Origin of the sequence: Serratia liquefaciens ATCC 27592 (genome assembly GCF_000422085.1) — a bacterium.
GTDB classification, from domain to species: Bacteria; Pseudomonadota; Gammaproteobacteria; order Enterobacterales; family Enterobacteriaceae; genus Serratia; species Serratia liquefaciens.
The window spans coordinates 992,617-1,014,238 of record NC_021741.1; the positions used below are offsets into that span (position 1 = coordinate 992,617).

Here is a 21,622-nt window from a genome sequence, read left to right on the forward strand (position 1 = left end):
TAGGCCCACGCTCGGTCAAGGCCGGGAGTGGGCATTCAAAAGCTTAGTGCTGAGGGACGGCGGCCGTAGTGGGCTCTACGCTGTGCAGTCGCACATAGCCCAATTGCTCTGGCGTCAGGCCGCTGAAACGCAGCTCAAAGCTGTATTCTGTTTTTGGCAGCAGCGAGTCCGCGGTGGCGATAGGTTGTGAAAGCGCATCGGCCGTCAGCGGTTTACCGGTGGCCGCATCTAGCTGGCCCCATTCCACTACCGCCTTGAACGCAGGCAAGGAGGCTTGTGACAGGGTGCGAACGTGCAACAAGGCCTGGGCGCCGTTAGCCTCGGTTTTTACGTGGCTAAGTGACACGCTCAGTTCGCCGAGATTGCTGTGCAGACGGGCGGCATTATTGGCTGCAGGCACCAGATAGACGCCGCTGGTGGAGTTCTGATTCAGCTGGTTTTGCTGTTCCAGCGCCGTGGCCTGATTGGTCAGGATGGTGAGTTTCTGATTCAGTTCAACCACCTGGTTACGCAGCTTCGGCACTTCGCGAGTTTGTGCGCATCCGGCCAGCAGAACCAGTGCGCTGAGCAGGCAAATTTTGGGGTAACGGGTTGTCATGGCGGGTATTTCCTATTCAACATCTCCTGATATCAGCTTAGCCCGCCTGATGGGGAAAGTCATGTTCGTCGCCTTTTGGGCCGCTATTTCGAAGAGGGGCTCGCAACAAATAACCGGCGGCCTTTGTTGTGACCGCACTTCGGGGTAAACTGTTCTTAACTATGAAAACGTTTATCAGGACGTGTTATGCATTGCCCTTTCTGCGCCGCCGTTGATACCAAAGTCATTGATTCTCGCCTGGTGGGTGATGGTTCGCAGGTGCGCCGTCGCCGCCAATGTCTGGTTTGTAATGAACGTTTCACCACCTTTGAAGTGGCTGAACTGGTGATGCCGCGGGTAATAAAAAGCGATGAAGTTCGCGAGCCCTTCAACGAAGACAAACTGCGTCGCGGCATGCTGAAAGCGTTGGAAAAGCGCCCGGTCAGCTCCGACGACGTGGAAAACGCGATTAACCACATTAAATCCCAACTGCGCGCCACCGGCGAGCGTGAAGTGCCGACTAAACTGGTGGGCAACCTGGTGATGGATGCGCTGAAAAAACTGGATAAAGTGGCCTATATTCGCTTTGCCTCGGTTTATCGCAGCTTTGAGGATATCCGCGAATTCGGCGAAGAGATCGCCCGTCTGCAGGACTAAGGGAGCTTTGATGCATAACGACGAATTGTATATGGCGCGCGCCTTCGAACTGGCGCGGCTGGGGCGTTTTACTACGGCACCTAACCCTAACGTCGGCTGCGTGATTGTGCGCGATGGCGAAATCGTCGGCGAAGGCTACCATTTGCGCGCCGGTGAACCCCATGCGGAAGTGCATGCGTTGCGCATGGCGGGCGAAAAAGCCCGTGGTGCCACGGCTTACGTCACGTTGGAGCCTTGTAGCCACCATGGCCGCACGCCGCCTTGTGCCGATGCATTGGTCGCCGCCGGCATTACCCGTGTGGTTGCGGCGATGCAAGATCCTAATCCGCAGGTCGCCGGTCGTGGTTTGTATAAGCTGCAGCAGGCCGGGCTGGACGTACGCCACGGTGTGATGCTGGCCGAAGCCGAGGCGGTGAATTTGGGCTTCCTCAAGCGCATGCGCACCGGCTTCCCTTATGTACAACTGAAGCTGGGTGCCTCGCTGGATGGGCGCACGGCAATGGCCTCTGGCGAAAGCCAATGGATCACCTCTGAGCAGGCGCGTCAGGACGTGCAGCGGTTGCGGGCGCAAAGCGCCGCGATTCTCAGCACCAGCGCTACGGTGCTGGCTGATGATCCGTCACTGACGGTTCGTTGGGATGAGCTGGACGCCGAAACTCAAAGCATTTATCCGCGTGAAAACCTGCGCCAGCCGTTGCGCATTATCCTCGACAGCCAAAATCGCGTCACGCCTCAGCATCGGGTGGTTAATCAGCCGGGTGCAACCTGGTTGGCACGCCTGCAGGCGGACGCTCAAACCTGGCCGCAGGACGTCGAGCAACTGACGTTTCCGGCGCACGGCGGCGGAGTCGATCTGGTGGTGATGATGATGCAACTGGCAAAACGCCAGGTGAACTCGATCTGGGTAGAGGCCGGTGCACAGCTCGCCGGTGCCTTGCTGCAGGCGGGGCTGGTCGATGAGCTCATTTTGTACATCGCGCCAAAACTGTTGGGCGATAATGGCCGCGGTCTGTGTCAACTGCCGGGCCTTGAGCGTCTGGCCGATGCGCCGGAGTTTGTTTTCAGCGAAGTACGGCAAATTGGCCCCGATTTGCGGCTGCGGTTGAAGGCAAAATACTGAATTTAATGCCCGCGAGCCGGGGCGGTCAGCGTTTTACAAAACCGCCCGCGCAGGCAGATAAAGAATGTGATAGAATCCGCCCCCCTGCGGGGTATTGAACCCATTTTTAAGGAAAGCCCATGAAAGTTATCGAAGGTGTTGTTGCTACTCCAAATGCCCGTGTGGCGATCGCAATTGCACGTTTTAACAATTTCATCAACGACAGCCTGCTGCAAGGTGCTATCGATGCACTCAAGCGCATTGGCCAGGTTGCTGACGACAACATCACCGTTGTCTGGGTCCCGGGCGCTTACGAGCTGCCGCTGACTGCACGCGTGCTGGCTAACACCGGCAAATACGATGCGGTTATTGCACTGGGCACCGTTATCCGTGGGGGCACCGCGCACTTCGAATATGTCGCGGGCGAAGCCAGCTCCGGCCTGGGCAGTGTTTCTTTGAACACTGAAATCCCAGTTGCCTTTGGCGTGCTGACAACCGAGAGCATCGAACAGGCTATCGAACGTGCCGGCACCAAAGCGGGCAACAAGGGTGCTGAAGCTGCTCTGACCGCACTTGAAATGATTAATGTTATCAAAGCTATTAAAGCCTGAATTTAGTTAAGGGGAATTCCGTGAAACCTGCTGCTCGTCGCCGCGCTCGTGAGTGCGCTGTTCAAGCGCTTTACTCTTGGCAGTTGTCTAAAAATGACATTGCCGATGTTGAACACCAGTTCCTGACGGAGCAAGATGTCAAAGATGTGGACATCGCCTATTTTCGGGAGCTGCTGTCCGGCGTGGCGGTGAATGCAGGTCTGCTGGATGGCCTGATGGCACCTTACCTGTCGCGTCAGCTCGAAGAGCTGGGCCAGGTGGAAAGAGCCGTTCTGCGCATTGCGCTGTTTGAGCTGAAAATGCGTGAGGACGTGCCGTACAAGGTGGCTATCAATGAAGCGATCGAGCTGGCGAAAACCTTCGGCGCTGAAGACAGCCACAAGTTTGTGAATGGCGTGCTGGATAAAGCAGCACCAAGCATCCGCAAGAAAAAATAAAAAATTAAGGCCGGTATCCCCGGCCTTAATTTCTTCTATTGGAACATCGACCATGGCATGTGGCGAATTTGACCTCATTGCCCGCTATTTTGACCGGTTTAAGAGTCTGCGCCGGGACGTACAGTTGGGCATTGGAGATGACTGCGCACTCCTGACAGTGGCAGAAAAACAGCTTTTGGCCGTCAGTACCGATACCCTGGTTTCGGGCGTTCACTTCCTGCCGGACATCGATCCGGCCGATCTCGGCTACAAAGCGTTGGCAGTTAACCTGAGCGATCTGGCGGCTATGGGCGCGGATCCAGCCTGGCTTTCACTGGCATTAACCCTGCCGGAAGTGAATGAGCCCTGGTTGAAGGCGTTCAGCGACAGTCTGTTCGAACAACTTAATTATTACGGCATGCAGTTGATTGGCGGCGACACCACGCGTGGCCCATTGAGCATGACGCTGACAATCCACGGTCTGATCCCGGCCGGCCGGGCGTTGACCCGTGGCGGCGCACGTATTGGCGATTGGATCTACACCACCGGTACGCTGGGTGACAGTGCCGCCGGGTTGGCTGTTTTGCAGGATCGCCTGCAGGTGGCGGACGCTGACGCTCGCGATTACCTGATTGGGCGCCATCTGCGACCCCAGCCGCGGGTGCTGCAAGGGCAGGCGCTGCGCGATCTGGCCAGCTCGGCGATTGATATTTCGGACGGTCTGATTTCCGATCTGAAGCACATATTAAAAGCCTCCGAGTGCGGTGCGCGCATCAATTTGGATGAGCTGCCGCTGTCGCAGGCGCTAAGCAGCCACACCGATGCTGAACAGGCGTTACGCTGGGCGTTGACCGGCGGAGAGGATTACGAGCTGTGCTTCACCGTACCGGAGATCAATCGCGGCGCGTTGGAAGTGGCGTTGAGCCATTTGGGCGCGGATTACACCTGCATTGGTCAGATTGGCCCGCTTTCGGAAGGCATCAAGTTCTATCGCAACGATGAAGGGGTTGAGCTGCCATGGCACGGTTTCGATCATTTCAGCGAAGGGCAGGCGTAACATGGATGAAGCAACACGTCGCTTGCGGATGAGCAATCCGTGGCACCTGTTGGCAACCGGCTTCGGCAGCGGTTTGTCACCGGTGGTACCGGGCACCATGGGGTCGCTGGCGGCGATCCCGTTCTGGTTGTTGTTGATCCAACTGCCGTGGCAACTCTATTCGCTGCTGGTGATGTTCAGCATCTGCATCGGCGTTTATTTGTGCCACCAGACGGCCAAAGATATGAAGGTCCATGATCACGGCAGCATCGTCTGGGACGAATTTGTCGGGATGTGGATCACGCTGATGGCGCTGCCGGTCAACGACTGGCAGTGGGTTGCCGCGGGCTTTGTGATTTTCCGCATTCTGGATATGTGGAAGCCGTGGCCGATCCGTTGGTTCGATCGCAACGTGCACGGTGGCATGGGGATTATGATCGACGACATCGTCGCCGGGGTGATTTCCGCCGGTATCATCTACCTGATTGGTCATCACTGGCCTGCCGGGCTGTTCTGATGACAAGGGCGCAGTTCATCATGCTGTGCCCTTGATACTCACTGTACTATTCAAATCCTGTCACATGATGCGGCACATAAGCCGTTTCCAGCTCGGCTATCTCTTCCGGTGTTAATTCAAGATCGACGGCAGCGACCGCGTCTTCCAGATGTTCATGACGTGATGCGCCGATGATTGGCGCACTGACGACCGGCTTGCTCAATAGCCATGCCAGAGCGATTTGCGCCCGAGATACGCCGCGTTCTTGCGCAATGCTCGCCACGCGTTCGGCGATGATGGCGTCAATGCCTTCGGTTTCATCGTACAAGTTTTTGCCGACCTGATCGGACACCAGCCGCGCGGTGGTTTCACCCCATGGGCGGGTCAAACGCCCACGAGCCAGCGGGCTCCAGGGCAGCACCGCGATACCCTCGGCGGCGCACAGCGGCAGCATCTCTCGCTCTTCTTCCCGCTGGATCAGGTTGTACTGATCCTGCATGCTGACAAAACGCGTCCAGCCGTGCAGATCGGCGGTATAAAGTGCCTTGGCGAACTGCCAGGCGTACATCGAAGACGCGCCGATATAACGCGCCTTGCCGGCTTTCACCACCTCATGCAGCGCTTCCAGCGTTTCTTCCAGCGGCGTTTCATAGTCCCAACGGTGGATCTGCAACAGATCAACGTAGTCGGTGCCCAGTCGCTGCAAGCTATCGTCGATGGACTGCATGATTTTAGCGCGCGATAGCCCAGAATCGAGATTGCTCATCGGGAAATAGACTTTGGTGGCGAGCACTACTTCGTCACGGCGAGCGTAATCGCGCAGCGCCCGGCCGACGATCTCTTCGCTGCTGCCATCTGAGTAACTGTTGGCGGTATCGAAGAAGTTGATGCCGGCATCCAGCGCCTGTTTCAGCAGCGGGCGACTGCTTTCTTCCGGTAGCGTCCAGGCATGGTTGCCACGGTCGGGTTCACCGTAGGTCATGCAGCCGAGGCAGATGCGGGAAACGTTCAGGTCGGTATTGCCCAGTTTCAGATACTTCATGCTTTCCTCCCGGTATCAGCACAGAACTTTAACTGTAGCGGGTTTTCGGGCGACGCAAATGAAAACGCCCCCGCAATGCGGAGGCGTCGGTCAAATCAGGCGCGAAAATTATTGCGCCAGCCAGACCTCAATCTTCTGCTGTATCCCTGCGGCATCCAGACCCAGATCGACACGCACCTCTTCCTGGCTGCCTTGTGAGATAAAGCTGTCCGGCAGGCCGATGTTCAGTACCGGGATAGCGCGACGCTTGGCCATCAGCAACTCGTTAACACCGCTACCGGCACCGCCCATAATGGCGTTTTCTTCCAGCGTGACCAGCGCGTCATGGCTGGCTGCCAGCTCCAGCACCAGCTGTTCGTCCAGCGGTTTTACGAAGCGCATATCCACCAGCGTGGCATTGAGCGCTTCCGCCACCTGCGCAGCTTCCGGCAGCAAGGTGCCGAAGTTCAGGATCGCCAGTTTTTCACCTTCACGGCGGACAACGCCTTTGCCGATCGGCAGCGCGCTAAGAGGTTCCAGCGGCGCGCCGGTACCCGTACCGCGAGGGTAACGTACGGCGCTTGGGCCTTCGTTATAGTGATAACCGGTGTAGAGCATTTGGCGGCATTCGTTCTCATCACTTGGCGTCATGATCACCATAGTCGGGATGCAGCGCATGAATGACAGATCGAACGCACCCTGGTGAGTCTGGCCGTCAGCGCCGACAATACCACCGCGATCGATGGCAAACATCACCGGCAAATTTTGAATTGCGACGTCGTGGATCAGTTGATCGTAAGCGCGCTGCAGGAAGGTGGAGTAAATCGCCACCACCGGTTTGTAGCCGCCAATCGCCAACCCGGCAGCGAAGGTCACCGCGTGCTGTTCGGCGATCGCTACGTCAAAATATTGCTGCGGATAGTCGCGGGAGAATTGCACCATGCCCGAGCCTTCACGCATTGCCGGGGTAATCGCCATCAGTGAGCTGTCCTTGGCGGCGGTTTCGCACAGCCAATCGCCAAAGATTTTTGAATAGGTCGGCAGGCCGCCGGCGCTTTTCGGCAGGGTACCGCTGGCCGGATCGAATTTGGGTACCGCGTGGAAGCTGATCGGGTCTTTTTCTGCCGGTGCGTATCCACGGCCCTTTTTGGTCATGATATGCAGCAGTTGCGGGCCTTTCAGGTCACGCATGTTCTTCAACGTAGCGACCAGTCCCTGAACGTCATGGCCGTCGACCGGGCCAATGTAGTTAAAGCCCAGCTCTTCGAACAGCGTGCCCGGCACGACCATGCCTTTCAGGTGTTCTTCGGTACGCTTGACCAGCTCTTTGATTGGCGGCAGGCCGGACAGCACTTTTTTACCGCCCTCACGCAGGGTGGAGTAAAGCTTGCCGGACAGCAGCTGCGCCAGATGATTGTTCAGCGCACCGACGTTTTCCGAAATCGACATTTCATTGTCGTTAAGCACCACCAGCATATCCGGATCGATGTCACCGGCGTGGTTCATGGCTTCAAATGCCATACCGGCGGTGATGGCGCCATCGCCGATAACGCAAACCGTACGGCGGTTTTTGCCTTCGCGAGCCGCCGCTACCGCCATGCCGAGACCGGCGCTGATCGAAGTCGAGGAGTGACCAACCGACAAAACGTCATATTCACTTTCCGCACGCCACGGGAAAGGGTGCAGGCCATTTTTCTGCCGAATGGTGGAGATCTTGTCGCGGCGACCGGTCAAAATTTTATGCGGGTAGGCCTGATGGCCCACGTCCCACACCAGATGATCGAAGGGGGTTTGGTACACGTAGTGCAACGCCACCGTCAGTTCGACGGTTCCCAGCCCGGAGGCAAAGTGGCCGCTGGAACGACTGACGCTGTCCAGCAGGTATTGCCGAAGTTCATCACACAGTTTCGGCAGGCTCTCTTTCGGCAGCGAACGGAGTTCATCGGGATTTTCCGCTAGCGCCAGGGTCGGGTATTTGGCTATATCAAGACTCATTCGATACTCATATCAGAGGAGTTAACGTCACACGTTAATTGTCGCGTTCAATAATGAAGCTGGCTAACGCTCGCAATGGCGCTGTGTTATAAGATTGTGCTGCCAAAGTGTCTAATGCAGCTAAAGCTTCCTGATAGAGATCCCACGCTTTTGCTTTCGCGCTGTCAAGCCCGAGCAAAGCTGGATAGGTGCTCTTTCCGTGTTGCTGGTCCGCCCCCTGGCGTTTACCGATTTTTTCGGTTTCGCCGACCACGTCCAAAATATCATCCTGCACCTGAAACGCCAGGCCTATCGCGGCGGCGTATCGGTCAAGCTGCGGCAGCGCTTTACGGCCGGGTTCACCGGCGGCCAGAGCCCCAAGGCGAACTGCTGCGCGAATTAACGCGCCGGTTTTGTGGCGATGGATCTGTTCCAACGCTTCCAGACCTATCTGTTTATCTTCGGCTTCCAGATCCAGCGATTGCCCACCGCACATGCCGGCAACGCCGCTGGCGGTGGCCAGTTCGGAAACCATCGCCAACCGATCGCGCAGCGCCACATCGGGCATGTCGGCATCGGCCAGAATGGTGAATGCCAGCGTTTGAAGCGCATCTCCGGCCAGAATGGCATTGGCCTCGCCAAATTTGATGTGGCAGGTTGGCTGACCGCGACGCAAATCGTCGTCGTCCATGGCCGGCAAGTCGTCATGAATCAGCGAGTAGGCGTGGATGCATTCTACCGCAGCCGCGGGAGCATCCAAATTATTCAGTGATACGCCAAACATCTGCCCGGTAGTGTACACCAGAAACGGACGCAGGCGTTTCCCGCCCAGCAGTGCACCGTGACGCATTGCCGCCACCATATTGCCATCGTTGAATGGCAACGGTGCGATAAAATCCAGCAGCGTGCGGTCGGCCCGCTGGCGCAAGGCCTGCAACTGGTCAGAAAAAGCGGTCTGTTGGACAGTTTCGGACATGGTGATTACTCGGCATCCGGTGTGAAAGGCGTCAGCGCAGCATCATCGGCGCTGTCGTTAAGCAAAATTTGTACGCGTTGCTCCGCCTGCTGCAGCTTCTGCTGGCCCTGACGCGCCAACTGCACGCCGCGTTCGAATTCATTCAGCGCGTCTTCCAGCGGTAACTCACCCGATTCCAGACGCGTCACGATGTTTTCCAGCTCGCTGAGGGAGCTCTCAAAGCTGACGTTTTGCTCTGTACTGTCTGATTGTGCAGGTTTTTTCGGCATAATTTTCTTTTTACATCATCATGTGAACAGTGGCGCCAGAGCCTATCCTAGCGGATCTTGATTGGCAAATCATGGCGCGCATGTGTGGTTTTGTGCACCGAGACTCACCAGATAGTGATATACTCTGCGCCGCAAATGCGATTGATAAAACATTCGGCAACCCCGTGGGTTTTATCAATCGCATATACATTGTAAATCCTTTTCCCTCGTAATTCTGACAATAAAGACCGCCATGAAGTTTATCATTAAATTGTTCCCGGAAATCACCATCAAGAGCCAATCTGTGCGCTTGCGCTTTATCAAGATCCTCTCGACCAGTATCCGTAACGTCCTGAAGCAGTATGATGAAACACTGGCGGTCGTCCGTCACTGGGATCATATCGAAGTTCGCGCCAAAGATGAAAACCAGCGGCCGGTAATTGCCGACGCGTTAACGCGCATTCCCGGCATTCATCACATTCTGGAAGTGGAAGACCGCGAATATACCGATATCCACCATATTTTCGAGCAGACGCTGGAAGCCTACCGCGAGCAACTGCAGGGGAAAACTTTCTGCGTGCGCGTAAAGCGCCGCGGCAAGCAGGACTTCAATTCGCAAGACGTTGAGCGTTACGTCGGTGGCGGTCTGAACCAGCACATTGAGAGCGCGCGCGTCAAACTGTCGCACCCGCAGGTGACGGTTAACCTGGAAATCGAAGACGACAAGCTGATGCTGGTCAAAGCCCGTCGTGAAGGCATTGGCGGTTACCCGGTGGGCACTCAGGAAGACGTGCTGTCGCTGATTTCCGGTGGTTTCGACTCGGGCGTTTCCAGCTATATGCTGATGCGCCGTGGTTGCCGCGTGCATTATTGCTTCTTCAATCTGGGCGGCGCCGCGCATGAAATTGGCGTACGGCAGGTGGCTCACTACCTGTGGAACCGTTTTGCCAGTTCGCACAAGGTGCGCTTTATCGCCATCGATTTTGAACCTGTGGTCGGCGAGATCCTCGAGAAGGTCGAAGACGGTCAAATGGGCGTGGTGCTTAAGCGCATGATGGTGCGAGCCGCTTCACAGATAGCTGAGCGTTATGGCGTGCAGGCTCTGGTGACCGGTGAGGCGCTGGGACAGGTTTCCAGCCAAACGCTGACTAACCTGCGTTTGATCGACAACGCATCCGATACGCTGATTCTGCGTCCGCTGATCTCCCACGACAAAGAGCACATCATCAAAGTGGCGCGTGAGATTGGCACCGAAGACTTCGCCAAGACCATGCCGGAATACTGCGGCGTGATCTCGAAAAGCCCAACGGTGAAGGCGGTCAAAGCCAAAATCGAAGAAGAAGAAGCCCACTTTGACTTCAGCATTCTCGATCGCGTGGTCAGCGAAGCCAAGAACGTGGACATCCGCACCATCGCCGAGCAGACGCAGGAACAGGTTACCGAAGTGGAAACCGTGGCGGCGTTTGGCGCTGACGAGGTGATTCTTGATATTCGTTCTAATGACGAGCAGGAAGACAAGCCGCTGAAGCTGGATCAGGTTGAGGTGAAACCGCTGCCGTTCTACAAACTCAGCACCCAGTTTGGCGATTTGGACCAGAGCAAAACCTACCTGCTGTACTGTGAGCGTGGCGTAATGAGCCGCTTGCAGGCGCTGTATTTGCTGGAGCAGGGCTACAACAACGTCAAGGTCTACCGTCCGTAATCAATCCAGGGGCGGGTTAACCGCCCCTGTGATTTAATCGCGAAAGTCGTACATCCCCGGAATCAAGACCAACTGAGCGGCAATCTCCGCCGCTTTGGCTTTCCCCAGCAGTAGATCAATCAGCTTCAGCGCAAACTCCATCGAAGTTCCCGGCCCCTGGCTGGTGAGCAGGTTAACGCGCGCGTCGTATACCACACGTCGTTCCATCCATTTATCGGCCGGGATCTGTTCTTTCAACCCCGGGAAGCCGGTCATATTGCCGACGGGGAACAGATCGTGATGTTGCAGCACCAGCGCGGGTGCGGCACAAATGGCGGCGACGATATTGCCCTGAAGATGCATCTGACGCACTTTCTCCACCAGCAGCGGGCTGTCGCGGAAACACTCGGCACCTTTCAGGCCGCCGGGCAGCACTATCGCGTCGAAGGGATCATCGACAATGGACACCAGCGCCGCATCTGCCAGCAGCTTGACGCCGCGTGAGCAGACAATGGTCAGGTCGCCATCGCCGGCTACGCTGGCTGTAGTGACTTTGATGCCCGCCCGAACCAACAGATCTATCGTGGTGACGGCTTCGATTTCTTCGCTACCAGGTGCCAGGCAGACCAGCGCCGATACGCTCATATTCATTTTCCTTTCGCTTAATCAATTCAAACAGTCGCGCGTTCTCCGGCAGAGTCACGCCGTGGCTGCGTGCGCGACGCAGCAGATAGCCGGTAATGTAGTCGATCTCGGTATGCCGCTGAGTGCGGATATCTTGCAGCATCGAAGAGACGTTGTCCGCAGTGCTCTGGATCACCTCCATCACATACTGCTGTAAGCCTTCGCAGGAGGTATGGTAACCCTCCATCGCCATCACGCCGGCGACTTCACGGCAGATAATCTCAATTTGTTCCGGATAGCGCTGCAAATCGCCATTGCGGCAGTTATACAGGGCCGTTAACGGATTAATCACACAGTTGACCGCAAGTTTACGCCAGTTCGCCGAGGCAATGTTGTTGTGCCAGGCGACGTCAGGCAGTGCCTGATGCAGCACTTCCGCCAGGTGGCTGAGCGAAGTCGCCGCCGGAGATGTCGGGCCGATATGGGTGGTGCCGCCGGCAACATGGATAATAGTGCTGCCGTCATGGCGTGCCGCATGGGTGGTGGTACCCTGCAGTATCGGCTGGTTGTTCGGCGGCAGCTCGTCCTGCGTGCCCATGCCGTTATGCAGCAGCAGGATGGCACAACGCGGGTGCAGCTTCGGCAGCAGGGCGCTGACCGCCCCAGAGACTTGCCAGGCTTTTAGCGTGACCAGCAACAGTTCGCTCTGGGCCAGATGTTCAGGATCGTTGGTGGGCAAATTACGGTTGAACGAGCGGCCTTCAGGCTCAATGACGTTTACTGCGCAAAAGGGTTGCGGTACTCGTAACCATCCCTGTACGTCATGGCCCTGCTGATAAAGCCGGGAGAGCCACAGCTGTCCGAGCGCGCCGCAACCAAGAACAGTTATTTTCATCCAGACTCCTTGGGGTAACGGGAAGAACGCCCAGTATCTATCCTATAATTATAGACTTTTCTGCTGCGCGGCGGGGCCGGCAAATTTTGTCTGAGGCGCTAAAGCGGTTATCATGCTCGGCATCGAAATCGCCTATCGCATTAGGCTCTAATTCAGGAGGAAGAAGTATGCCATCTTTCGACATTGTTTCCGAAATTGATATGCAAGAAGTACGTAACGCCGTTGAGAACGCCACGCGCGATCTTGGTACCCGTTGGGATTTCCGTAACGTGCCGGCCAGCTTTGAGCTGAACGAAAAAAACGAAAGCATCAAGGTTGCCAGCGAATCTGATTTTCAGGTGCAGCAGCTGCTCGATATTCTGCGTGAAAAACTCAGCAAGCGTAGCATTGACGGCGGCGCGCTGGAGATCCCCGAGGAGCTGACCCACAGCGGCAAAACCTACAGTGTGGAAGCCAAGCTAAAGCAGGGTATTGAAGCCGCCCAGGCGAAGAAAATCGTCAAGCTGATCAAAGACAGCAAGCTGAAAGTTCAGGTGCAGATCCAAGGGGATGAAGTACGGGTAACCGGTAAATCACGCGACGACCTGCAGGGCGTGATGGCGCTGGTGCGCGGTGCCGATCTGGGGCAGCCTTTCCAGTTCAAAAACTTCCGCGACTGATCCTTTCGCCAAGAACAATATATTGATGGGGCCGGCTTGCCGGCCCTTAGTCTGATGACAAACACCCGAAAAACGTGGTTTTCGGATGTTTGGGGTAAATCAGAAGATATAATCCTTTGTTTTTATTAGCCCCAAGGTCAGGACTTTTAACTGCAAAGGACTTTGTCAGTAATCTGGGGGCCGGCTTGCCGGCCCTTTTCTTTACAGCGAATTCACCAGCGCTTCCAACTGACCGCGGTTGGTTTGCTTGGTATCGACCTTTACGTAGGCGCTGCGCTCTTCCGGCACCACAATCGCTTCTGCTACACCCGGCTGGGCCTTCAGGCGGCTTTCCAACGCCGAGTCTTTCACTGCCAGTTCCGACAGCGTAATACGCAGGCTGCTCACGTACGGCGGTTCCTGCATGGTACTGCTGACCATAAACCAGATGGCGGCTAAAACTGCCCCGGCGATAAAGACCAATCCCGCGCCCTGTAGGCCGTACAGAAATCCTCCCAGGCTGCCGCCAATCGCCACGCCGATAAACTGGCTGGTGGAGTAAACCCCCATGGCCGTGCCTTTATAGCCCGCCGGCGACTCTTTACTGATCAGGGAAGGCAGGATCGCTTCCATCACGTTGAACGCCATAAAGAACAACTGAACGCCGGCAATAATGCCCCAAAGATGCGCGCCAGACAGCCACAGCAGCACTTCAGCACAGAACAATACCGCCACGCAGCCCATAAACACCTGCTTCATGCGGCGCTTCTTTTCGGCATAAATGATAAACGGCACTACGGCGGCGAAAGACACCAGCATGGTGACCAGATAGACAATCCAGTGTTCGCTGGGCGCCAAACCGGCTTTTTCCATCGCTAATGGCAGTGCCACGAAGCTGGACATCAACAAGATATGCAGGCACATGATGCCGAAATTCAGTTTCAGCAGGCGGGAATTGCTCAACACCTTGCTGAAACTGCCACGGACTATACTGGATTCGCGGTTCAGCACGTGGCTGCTGGCGGAAGGCACGACCGCCAGGGTGATGACGATACCGGCCAATGCCAGCACGGCAATCATCCAGAACAGCGCATGCAGGCCAAAAGCGTGGGTGACTATCGGGCCGACCACCATGGCGATGGCGAAGGTAATACCGAAGCTGACGCCGATGAATGCCATCGCTTTGGTACGGTTCTGTTCCCGGGTCAAATCAGACAGTAGTGCCATCACCGCTGCGGCGATAGCGCCGGAACCTTGCAATGCCCGGCCGAGGATCACCCCCCAGATGGAGTCGGTGGCGGCGGCGATCACGCTACCCAGCGCGAAGATCAACAGCCCGCCGACAATCAGCGGCTTGCGGCCGATGCGGTCGGAAATCAGGCCGAAGGGAATTTGGAACACCGCTTGCGCCAGGCCGTAAATGCCAATGGCGATACCGATCAGCGTTTCGCTGGCGCCGTTCAACGCCATACCGTAGGTGGTCAGTACCGGCAGCACCATAAACATGCCGAGCATGCGCAGTGAGAATACCGTTCCTAATCCCCAGGTCGCCCGTCGTTCCAGCGGGGTCATTGCATTATCGTTCATTAAAACCTCATTAAAAGCCATTCCGTCAGGTTATCGGTGATAACGCCTGATGGGATAGCTTCTGTTAAAACTGCGTCATTTTAGTGTGAAGGGCAGGGGGGGTAAATCTAATGTTGTTTAGCAGATATTACAGTTCGTCGGTTTTTCTGCGAGACAAATAAAATGGGCCGCTAAGCGGCCCATAGAGAGCGGACAAAGACCTCAGTAGCTAGTAGTAATGCATTGAGTACTAATAGAAACAAAGGATTATATCTCTGCCTTGCCCCAAACATCCGAAAACCACGTTTTTCGGGTATTTGTCATCAATTTAATGGGCCGCTAAGCGGCCCATTCACAGACGATTTGGCTTACCAGACGTAAGTCATCAAGGTTTCCGGCGAGGCCGAAGCGCTGAAGTCGATAGACATCATCACGCTAAGCGAGGTAATGGCAACAATCGAGAACACAAACAGTTTGCGTGCCCAAACGCTGTCATTTTCGGCTTTGTAACCACGCAGCGCCATCCCCAGCCACCAAACGCTCACCGCCGCAGCGACGATCAGGTATTTGTAGCCGGCGTAGCCGCCCAAAGTCAGCATCAGCGTAGCAACCATAAACGCCACGATGTAGACGGTGATGTGGTTCTTCGCCACCGAGATGCCTTTGACGACAGGCAGTACCGGAATGTTGGCCGCCTGGTAATCTTTAAAGCGGAAGATGGCAATCGCATAGGAATGCGGCATCTGCCACAGGCTAAAGATAGCCAGCAGGATCAACGCACCGGCATCGAACTCGTTGGTGACTGCACAGTAACCGATAACCGGTGGTGCAGCGCCCGACAAGCTGCCGATCAGCGTGCCATATACCGAGTGGCGTTTCATGTACAGGCTGTAGACGCCGACATAAACCACAAAGCCCATCACCGCCAGCCACATGGCCAGCGGGTTGGCGCCAATATACAGCAACGCAAAGCCCGCAATACCCAGGGCGGTAGCGTAAACCAGGCTTACACTCGGCGCGATCAGGCCTTTTACCAGCACCCGATTCTTCGTTCTCTCCATTTTCTTGTCGATGTCGCGGTCAATGTAGTTGTTAAACACACAGCCCGAAGCGACAACCAACGAGACACCCACCAGGGTGGCGAGAAACAGGGGATAGTCGATGCTTCCTTTGGAAGCCAACAGGAATCCCCCGACGACAGAAATTAAATTGCCGAAAATAATTCCTGGTTTAGTTACTTGCAGGTATTGCTTAATCATCACGTGCAGCTCGACTCTTAACTGACCATCATATTGATGTTGAGGTTGTACATAATCCAGAGTGAACCCACAACAACGATACCGATGATCATAGCGGTGAACAGCAATGCCACCAGGTTCCAGCGCTCTTCCGATGAGGTATTCATGTGCAGGAAGTAAATCAGGTGAACGACGACCTGAATCACTGCCATGCCAACAACAACCGCCAGGATGGTTGAGTGAGAGGCGGTACCGCTCATCACCATCGCAAATGGAATCACCGTCAGGATGATCGACAGAATAAAGCCGATCAGATAGGTCTTGACGCTACCGTGGCTTGCGCCGCCGTGAGAAGTTTCATGGGATGAATGACTCATGACATAACCCCCAGCAGGTAAACAACGGTGAAGACGCAGATCCAGACCACGTCCAGGAAGTGCCAGAACAGGCTCAGGCACATCAAACGGGTTTTGTTGGTTGCGGTCAGGCCACGCTTGCTGACCTGAATCATCATGATGATGATCCAAACCAGACCGGTAGTTACGTGCAGACCGTGGGTCGCAACCAGCGCGAAGAAGCTGGACAGGAACGCACTGCGATCCGGGCCATAGCCTTCAACGATCAGGTGATGGAATTCGTAGATTTCCATCGCAACGAAGCCCAGACCGAACAGGAAGGTCAGGAACAGCCAGGTGTTAACGCTGCTAACCTTGCCTTTGTTCATGCCGATCATCGCCATACCGTAGGTGATGGAGCTGAACAACAGCAGGAAGGTTTCAACCAAGACAAACTTCAGATCGAAGATTTCTTTGCCAGTGGGACCGCCAGCGGTCCCGTTCACCAGTACTGCATAAGTCGCGAACAAGCTCGCAAACAAAATACAGTCGCTCATCAGGTAGATCCAGAATCCGAAGACTTTGGTCTCTCCTGCGTCGTGGTGCCCATGCTCTGCATGGGCTGCGTTATGGTTAGTCAGAGTATCAGTTGACATGTTTCACGCCTGCTTTGCTGATTTGTTCATAGTGTTGGTTTTCAATGCGCTCGATCTCATCAACCTGCACATAGTAATCAACATCTTCATCGAAGCTCTTGGCAATCCAGGTCACGATCATACCTACGAAGGCAGCGATCGCCATCCACCAGATGTCCCAGATCATCGCGAAACCAAATACCAGGCTGAAGCCAGCAATAATCACACCGGCACCGGTATTCTTCGGCATATGAATCGGTTCGTATTTAGCCGGTTTCTTATAAGCTACGCCTTTTTCTTTCATGTCCCAGAATTCATCACGGTCATGAATCTGTGGCACTACGGCAAAGTTATAGAACGGCGGTGGAGACGAAGTCGACCACTCCAGCGTACGAGCACCCCATGGGTCACCGGTCAGGTCACGGTTCTGCTCACGGTCACGCACACTGACGAACACCTGAATCACTTGGCACAGGATACCGCAGGCAATCAGAGCCGCGCCGCCAGCCGCTACCAGCAGCAGTGGGTGGAACTCTGGGTTGATGTTCTGGCTGATACGACGAGTCATACCCATAAAGCCCAGAGCATACAGCGGCATAAAGGCAACGAAGAAGCCGATGATCCAGAACCAGAACGCACGGATACCCCATTTTTCGTTCAGCGTGAAGCCGAAGGATTTAGGGAACCAGTAGGTCAGGCCCGCGAAGCAACCGAACACCACACCACCAATGATAACGTTATGGAAGTGGGCAATCAGGAACAGACTGTTGTGCAGCACGAAGTTCGCGCCCGGCACGGCCAACAGAACACCGGTCATACCACCCACGGAGAAGGTGATGATGAAGCCGATGGTCCACAGCATAGCGGAGTTGAGCTGAATGCGGCCTTGGTACATGGTGAACAGCCAGTTGAAGATTTTCACCCCGGTAGGGATGGAAATGATCATGGTGGCGATACCGAAGAAGGCGTTTACGTTCGCGCCGGACCCCATGGTAAAGAAGTGGTGCAGCCATACGATGAACGACAGAACGGTAATCGCGATGGTTGCCCATACCAGTGAGGTATAGCCGAACAGACGTTTTCTCGAGAAGGTCGCGGTGACTTCGGAGAACACACCGAACACCGGCAGAACCAGGATATACACCTCTGGGTGACCCCAGGCCCAAATCAGGTTGATGTACATCATCATGTTGCCGCCCATATCATTGGTAAAGAAATGGGTGCCCAGATAGCGATCCAGGGTCAGCAACGCGATGGTTACGGTCAGAATTGGGAAAGAAACGATGATCAGGACGTTAGTACACAGAGCTGCCCAGGTGAACACCGGCATCTTCATCAGAGGCATGCCAGGAGCACGCATCTTCAGAATGGTGGCGAAGAAGTTCACACCGGTCAACAGGGTACCAATACCGGAAATCTGCAGACTCCAGATCCAGTAGTCGACCCCGACGCCAGGACTGTATTCCTTGCCCGACAGCGGCGGATACGCCAGCCAACCTGTCTGCGCGAACTCACCAACCCCCAGAGAGATGTTGATCAGCACTACGCCCACCACGAAGAACCAGAAGCTCAGGGAGTTCAGGAACGGGAAGGCAACGTCGCGCGCACCGATTTGCAAAGGTACCACTACGTTCATCAGACCGACTACAAAAGGCATCGCCATGAAGAAGATCATGATGACGCCGTGGGCGGTGAAGATTTGGTCGTAGTGGTGCGGCGGCAGGAATCCGGCCTCGCCGGCGGACGCAAGCGCCTGCTGACTACGCATCATGATGGCATCGGCGAAACCACGCAGCAACATAACCATTGCCACGATGATGTACATGATACCAATTTTTTTATGGTCAACCGAAGTCAACCAATCGCTCCATAGCCATTTCCACTTGCCGAAATAGGTTATCAGCGCCAGCAGTGCCAGGCCCCCAATAACAATTGCAGCAACGGTGACCATGATGATCGGTTCGTGGTACGGAACCGCATCAATCGTTAATTTTCCCAACATCAGTTTATTCCTCGGCTCCGGCGTGAGCATGTTCACCCATGTCCATACCCTGGCTCATGTCCATACCTTCGTGCGCGGTAGCGCCTTTGTGCATGTCCATATCACCCATGAATTTGCCAATAGTTTCTTTGAACAAATTCGGTTTGACACTGGAGAAGTACTCGACCGGGTTGTTTTCACTCGGCTCTGCCAGTTTGTTAAAGTCGCTGGTGGCGTTTAGGTTATTCGACGATGCTTTCACCTTGGCAACCCACTGATCGAAGTCGCCTTCGGTTGGGGTGACAATGGCGGTGAATTTCATGCCGGAGAACCCGCGACCGCTGAAGCTGCTTGAAATACCGTCGTATTTGCCTGCTTCATTGCCGATCAGGTGCAGTTTGGTCTGCATCCCGGCCATCGCATAAATCTGCCCACCTAACTGAGGAATAAAGAACGAGTTCATTACCGAGTTAGAGGTGATCTTGAATTCGACTGGAACATCTTTCGGGAAGGCCAGCTCATTAACCGTCGCGATACCTTGTTCCGGGTAGATAAACAGCCATTTCCAGTCGAGCGACACCACTTCGATCGTCATCGGCTTCTTGTCAGTGACAATCGGCTTGAACGGATCCAGTTCGTGGGTAGTCTTCCAGGTAATGGTGCCCAGGATGGCGATGATAATGATAGGAATGGTCCAGACGACCGCTTCGATCTTGTTGGAATGTGACCAGTTCGGACTGTATTTGGCGTCTTTGTTGGAAGCACGGTACTTCCAGGCAAAGGCGAACGCCATAAAGATAACTGGTATCACTACGATCAACATCAATGCGATTGCAGTGATAATCAGTGTCCGTTGCTCAACACCAATTGCTCCTTTGGGATTCATCAATACCATATTGCAACCACTGAGCATTACAGTGGAGGCAATTAATGACAACATCCCAATACTTTTATTGTATTTCTTAAGTCTCATCTAACGACCTCAATTACAAAGGCTCTATTGTCGTTTCATGTGTGCGGGCATTTTACGGGAAGGTTGCAGTACTGTAAACATGCTTAAGGGAGTGTCAGCGCCTTGTTGACACTTTCTGTTAAGGGTGTCACAGATGTCACGCTACGTGACAATTTACTAATGGCAACAACGCGTTGGCGCGCTGAATCGTTCCGGGTAATTCGTATGTTAAGGAAAACTAAAGGTATGATGAATCTTGCAGGTGAAAACGCTTTTTTGAAATACGAATGAAAGGTTTATTTAATGTAAAATAATTGTGTCTTAAAGGTGAATTTAATTTTATTTCCGAGCGCCGTACTCGGATAAAAAAATAATTTGGACAGGAATTATATTTTTTAACTAAATAAATACATCACTCTGATGCGTTTTTGTCGACCGGCACGATGGCCGGTCGACTCGATCAGGCCAGCCGGGTTCGACGCAGTGCCAGATAGTCCAGCAGGCTCCCCATCGCAATACCTACCAGACTCAGCGCGGCGCCCATCTGCAGTAACCGATCGGCCAGGTTCGGCAAGAGGGTCCAGTCGAGCGCATTGGTGATAAGCAGGAGCAGCCACAGGCCCAGCAAGGAGCAGCCAACCGTCAGCAGGCGCAATGCCCAGCGGTAAAATTGGCGGAATTCGGTACGCGGCATGAAGTTATCGGTGCGTTGAGTATATTCCAGCGTCTGACGGCACAGGTGCAACAGCAGCAGACCAGGCACCGCAGCAACGATCGAGAATAAATAGAACAGTGGCCAGCCGTGTGCTTCAACAAACCATCCGGCAATCGGCCCGACGTATACCCGTCCGACGGCAGATAACGCCGACAGCAGGGCAAACTGGGTGGCGGAAAATGACTTGTTGCACAGCGTCATCAGCAGCGCGACAAAGGCCGCAGTGCCCATGCCACCGCACAGGTTTTCCAGGAAGATGGCACTGCCCATGGTCATGATGTTTTTATCGGTGACCGCGAGGATCCAATAGCCGAGATTGGAAACCGCCTGCAGAATGCCGAACAGCATCAGGGCACGGAACAGGCTGAGGCGTTGCATCAGCACGCCGCCGAATAGTGCGCCGACGATGGTGGCGAACAGGCCGAGCGTTTTGTTGACCAAGCCGACTTCACCGGCATCGAAGCCAACGCCACGGATCAGGAAGGTGGTGCTCAGGCTGCCGGCAAAGGCATCGCCCATCTTGTACATCACGATCAGCAGTAAAATCAGCCAGGCATTGTTACGCGCAAAGAAATCACGCAGTGGAGCGACTACCGCCTGCTCCATGGTGCGCGGTGCCGGAATGCTGTCGTCGGGTTCAGGCGCCAGCAGGGTGGCAACAATACCGATCAACATCAAACCGGCCATCAACCAATAGGTCGACTGCCAGCCTAAGTAGCGGTCCGCCAGCCACAGCGCCAACCCACCGGACACCAGCATCGCCAGCCGGTAACCCAATACCGAGACGGCGGCACCGGTGCCGCGCTCTTCTGCGCTCAGCAGATCGGTTTTATAGGCGTCAAAAACAATATCCTGTGACGCAGAACAGAACGCCACCAGTACCGCCAATGCCGCCAGCCACCACAGGTGCTGTGCCGGCTGCATAAATCCCATCGCCACAATTGACACCACCAGCAACAGCTGGCTGATCAGTAGCCAGCCGCGCCGACGCCCGAGAAAGGGCGGGGTGTAGCGATCCATAAAGGGCGACCAGAGGAATTTGAACACATAGGCCTGACCGACCAGCGAAAAAATGCCGATGGTTTTCAGATCGATGTTTTCGACGGTCATCCAGGCTTGCAGCGTGCCGGAGGTCAGTGCCAAGGGCAGACCCGACGCGAAGCCCAGCAGCAGGAGGATGGCGGAATTACGCTGGGTGAAGATATTCAGATACTGTTTCGACATGAGTTCCCTGTCTGCACCGCCCGATGG

Annotated in this window: 22 protein-coding genes; 8 read left to right on the forward strand and 14 right to left on the reverse strand. The window is 55.1% G+C overall.

From position 1 onward, the window contains the following. Positions 1-43 precede the first annotated feature (43 nt). Positions 44-598, reverse strand: a complete 555-nt coding sequence (locus M495_RS04545; RefSeq protein ID WP_020825470.1) for a SadB/YajI family lipoprotein — start codon at positions 596-598, stop codon at positions 44-46. Positions 599-784: 186 nt separating this feature from the next. On the opposite strand from M495_RS04545, the gene nrdR reads away from it, so the two are divergent. From nrdR to pgpA, 6 genes are all read left to right on the forward strand, one after another. Next, positions 785-1,234 (forward strand): transcriptional regulator NrdR, encoded by a 450-nt coding sequence (gene nrdR / locus M495_RS04550; RefSeq protein ID WP_004949256.1) that lies wholly within the window; start codon positions 785-787, stop codon positions 1,232-1,234. 10 nt (positions 1,235-1,244) lie between these two features. Next, positions 1,245-2,354 carry a bifunctional diaminohydroxyphosphoribosylaminopyrimidine deaminase/5-amino-6-(5-phosphoribosylamino)uracil reductase RibD gene (ribD, locus tag M495_RS04555; RefSeq protein WP_020825471.1) on the forward strand — a complete coding sequence of 370 codons (1,110 nt, stop codon included), beginning with the start codon at positions 1,245-1,247 and terminating at the stop codon, positions 2,352-2,354. A 119-nt stretch (positions 2,355-2,473) separates the two neighbouring features. Beyond that, a complete protein-coding gene (ribH, locus tag M495_RS04560; protein WP_012005513.1) occupies positions 2,474-2,944 on the forward strand; it encodes a 6,7-dimethyl-8-ribityllumazine synthase in 471 nt (156 codons plus the stop codon). Between the two features lie 20 nt (positions 2,945-2,964). Beyond that, positions 2,965-3,381: a transcription antitermination factor NusB gene (gene nusB, locus M495_RS04565; RefSeq protein WP_020825472.1), complete on the forward strand. Its 417-nt coding sequence runs from the start codon at positions 2,965-2,967 to the stop codon at positions 3,379-3,381. Positions 3,382-3,433: 52 nt separating this feature from the next. Then, a complete protein-coding gene (thiL, locus tag M495_RS04570; RefSeq protein ID WP_020825473.1) occupies positions 3,434-4,417 on the forward strand; it encodes a thiamine-phosphate kinase in 984 nt (327 codons plus the stop codon). A gap of 1 nt (position 4,418) precedes the next feature. Continuing rightward, positions 4,419-4,913 carry a phosphatidylglycerophosphatase A gene (gene pgpA, locus M495_RS04575; protein WP_041414271.1) on the forward strand — a complete coding sequence of 165 codons (495 nt, stop codon included), beginning with the start codon at positions 4,419-4,421 and terminating at the stop codon, positions 4,911-4,913. Between the two features lie 46 nt (positions 4,914-4,959). Here the strand turns inward: pgpA and M495_RS04580 are convergent, their stop codons facing one another. The 4 genes from M495_RS04580 to xseB form a co-directional block, all read right to left on the reverse strand. Further along, on the reverse strand, positions 4,960-5,934 hold the full coding sequence (locus M495_RS04580; protein ID WP_020825475.1) for an aldo/keto reductase: 975 nt from the start codon (positions 5,932-5,934) through the stop codon (positions 4,960-4,962). A gap of 108 nt (positions 5,935-6,042) precedes the next feature. Further along, entirely contained in the window at positions 6,043-7,908 is a 1,866-nt protein-coding gene (gene dxs / locus M495_RS04585) for a 1-deoxy-D-xylulose-5-phosphate synthase (RefSeq protein ID WP_020825476.1), read from the reverse strand. Between the two features lie 34 nt (positions 7,909-7,942). After that, entirely contained in the window at positions 7,943-8,863 is a 921-nt protein-coding gene (gene ispA, locus M495_RS04590) for a (2E,6E)-farnesyl diphosphate synthase (protein ID WP_020825477.1), read from the reverse strand. Between the two features lie 5 nt (positions 8,864-8,868). Next, positions 8,869-9,132, reverse strand: a complete 264-nt coding sequence (xseB, locus tag M495_RS04595) for an exodeoxyribonuclease VII small subunit (protein WP_020825478.1) — start codon at positions 9,130-9,132, stop codon at positions 8,869-8,871. A 232-nt stretch (positions 9,133-9,364) separates the two neighbouring features. On the opposite strand from xseB, the gene thiI reads away from it, so the two are divergent. Beyond that, complete coding sequence (thiI, locus tag M495_RS04600; protein ID WP_020825479.1) at positions 9,365-10,813, forward strand: tRNA uracil 4-sulfurtransferase ThiI; 1,449 nt, start codon at positions 9,365-9,367, stop codon at positions 10,811-10,813. Between the two features lie 33 nt (positions 10,814-10,846). On the opposite strand, the gene yajL is transcribed toward thiI, so the two are convergent. Both yajL and panE read right to left on the reverse strand, forming a co-directional pair. Further along, entirely contained in the window at positions 10,847-11,437 is a 591-nt protein-coding gene (gene yajL / locus M495_RS04605; RefSeq protein ID WP_020825480.1) for a protein deglycase YajL, read from the reverse strand. Next, a complete protein-coding gene (gene panE / locus M495_RS04610) occupies positions 11,400-12,311 on the reverse strand; it encodes a 2-dehydropantoate 2-reductase (RefSeq protein WP_020825481.1) in 912 nt (303 codons plus the stop codon). Before panE ends, yajL begins: the two co-directional genes overlap by 38 nt. Positions 12,312-12,478: 167 nt before the next feature. Between panE and M495_RS04615 the strand changes: the two genes are divergently transcribed. Further along, positions 12,479-12,970 carry a YajQ family cyclic di-GMP-binding protein gene (locus M495_RS04615; protein WP_020825482.1) on the forward strand — a complete coding sequence of 164 codons (492 nt, stop codon included), beginning with the start codon at positions 12,479-12,481 and terminating at the stop codon, positions 12,968-12,970. Positions 12,971-13,171: 201 nt separating this feature from the next. Here M495_RS04615 and M495_RS04620 read toward each other — a convergent pair whose 3' ends face one another. The 7 genes from M495_RS04620 to ampG all read right to left on the reverse strand — a co-directional run bounded on the left by M495_RS04620 (position 13,172) and on the right by ampG (position 21,595). Beyond that, positions 13,172-14,536 (reverse strand): MFS transporter, encoded by a 1,365-nt coding sequence (locus M495_RS04620; protein WP_020825483.1) that lies wholly within the window; start codon positions 14,534-14,536, stop codon positions 13,172-13,174. 347 nt (positions 14,537-14,883) lie between these two features. Continuing rightward, positions 14,884-15,774 carry a heme o synthase gene (cyoE, locus tag M495_RS04625; RefSeq protein ID WP_020825484.1) on the reverse strand — a complete coding sequence of 297 codons (891 nt, stop codon included), beginning with the start codon at positions 15,772-15,774 and terminating at the stop codon, positions 14,884-14,886. 17 nt (positions 15,775-15,791) lie between these two features. Continuing rightward, positions 15,792-16,130: a cytochrome o ubiquinol oxidase subunit IV gene (locus tag M495_RS04630; RefSeq protein ID WP_020825485.1), complete on the reverse strand. Its 339-nt coding sequence runs from the start codon at positions 16,128-16,130 to the stop codon at positions 15,792-15,794. Next, the gene (locus tag M495_RS04635) at positions 16,127-16,744 is read right to left on the reverse strand and encodes a cytochrome o ubiquinol oxidase subunit III (protein ID WP_041414272.1); all 618 of its coding nucleotides are present in this window, start codon (positions 16,742-16,744) and stop codon (positions 16,127-16,129) included. Before M495_RS04635 ends, M495_RS04630 begins: the two co-directional genes overlap by 4 nt. Next, entirely contained in the window at positions 16,734-18,725 is a 1,992-nt protein-coding gene (cyoB, locus tag M495_RS04640) for a cytochrome o ubiquinol oxidase subunit I (protein WP_020825487.1), read from the reverse strand. Before cyoB ends, M495_RS04635 begins: the two co-directional genes overlap by 11 nt. Positions 18,726-18,729: 4 nt before the next feature. Continuing rightward, positions 18,730-19,677 (reverse strand): cytochrome o ubiquinol oxidase subunit II, encoded by a 948-nt coding sequence (gene cyoA, locus M495_RS04645; protein ID WP_041414273.1) that lies wholly within the window; start codon positions 19,675-19,677, stop codon positions 18,730-18,732. Positions 19,678-20,116: 439 nt separating this feature from the next. Further along, the gene (gene ampG / locus M495_RS04650) at positions 20,117-21,595 is read right to left on the reverse strand and encodes a muropeptide MFS transporter AmpG (protein ID WP_020825489.1); all 1,479 of its coding nucleotides are present in this window, start codon (positions 21,593-21,595) and stop codon (positions 20,117-20,119) included. Between the last annotated feature and the right edge of the window lie 27 nt (positions 21,596-21,622).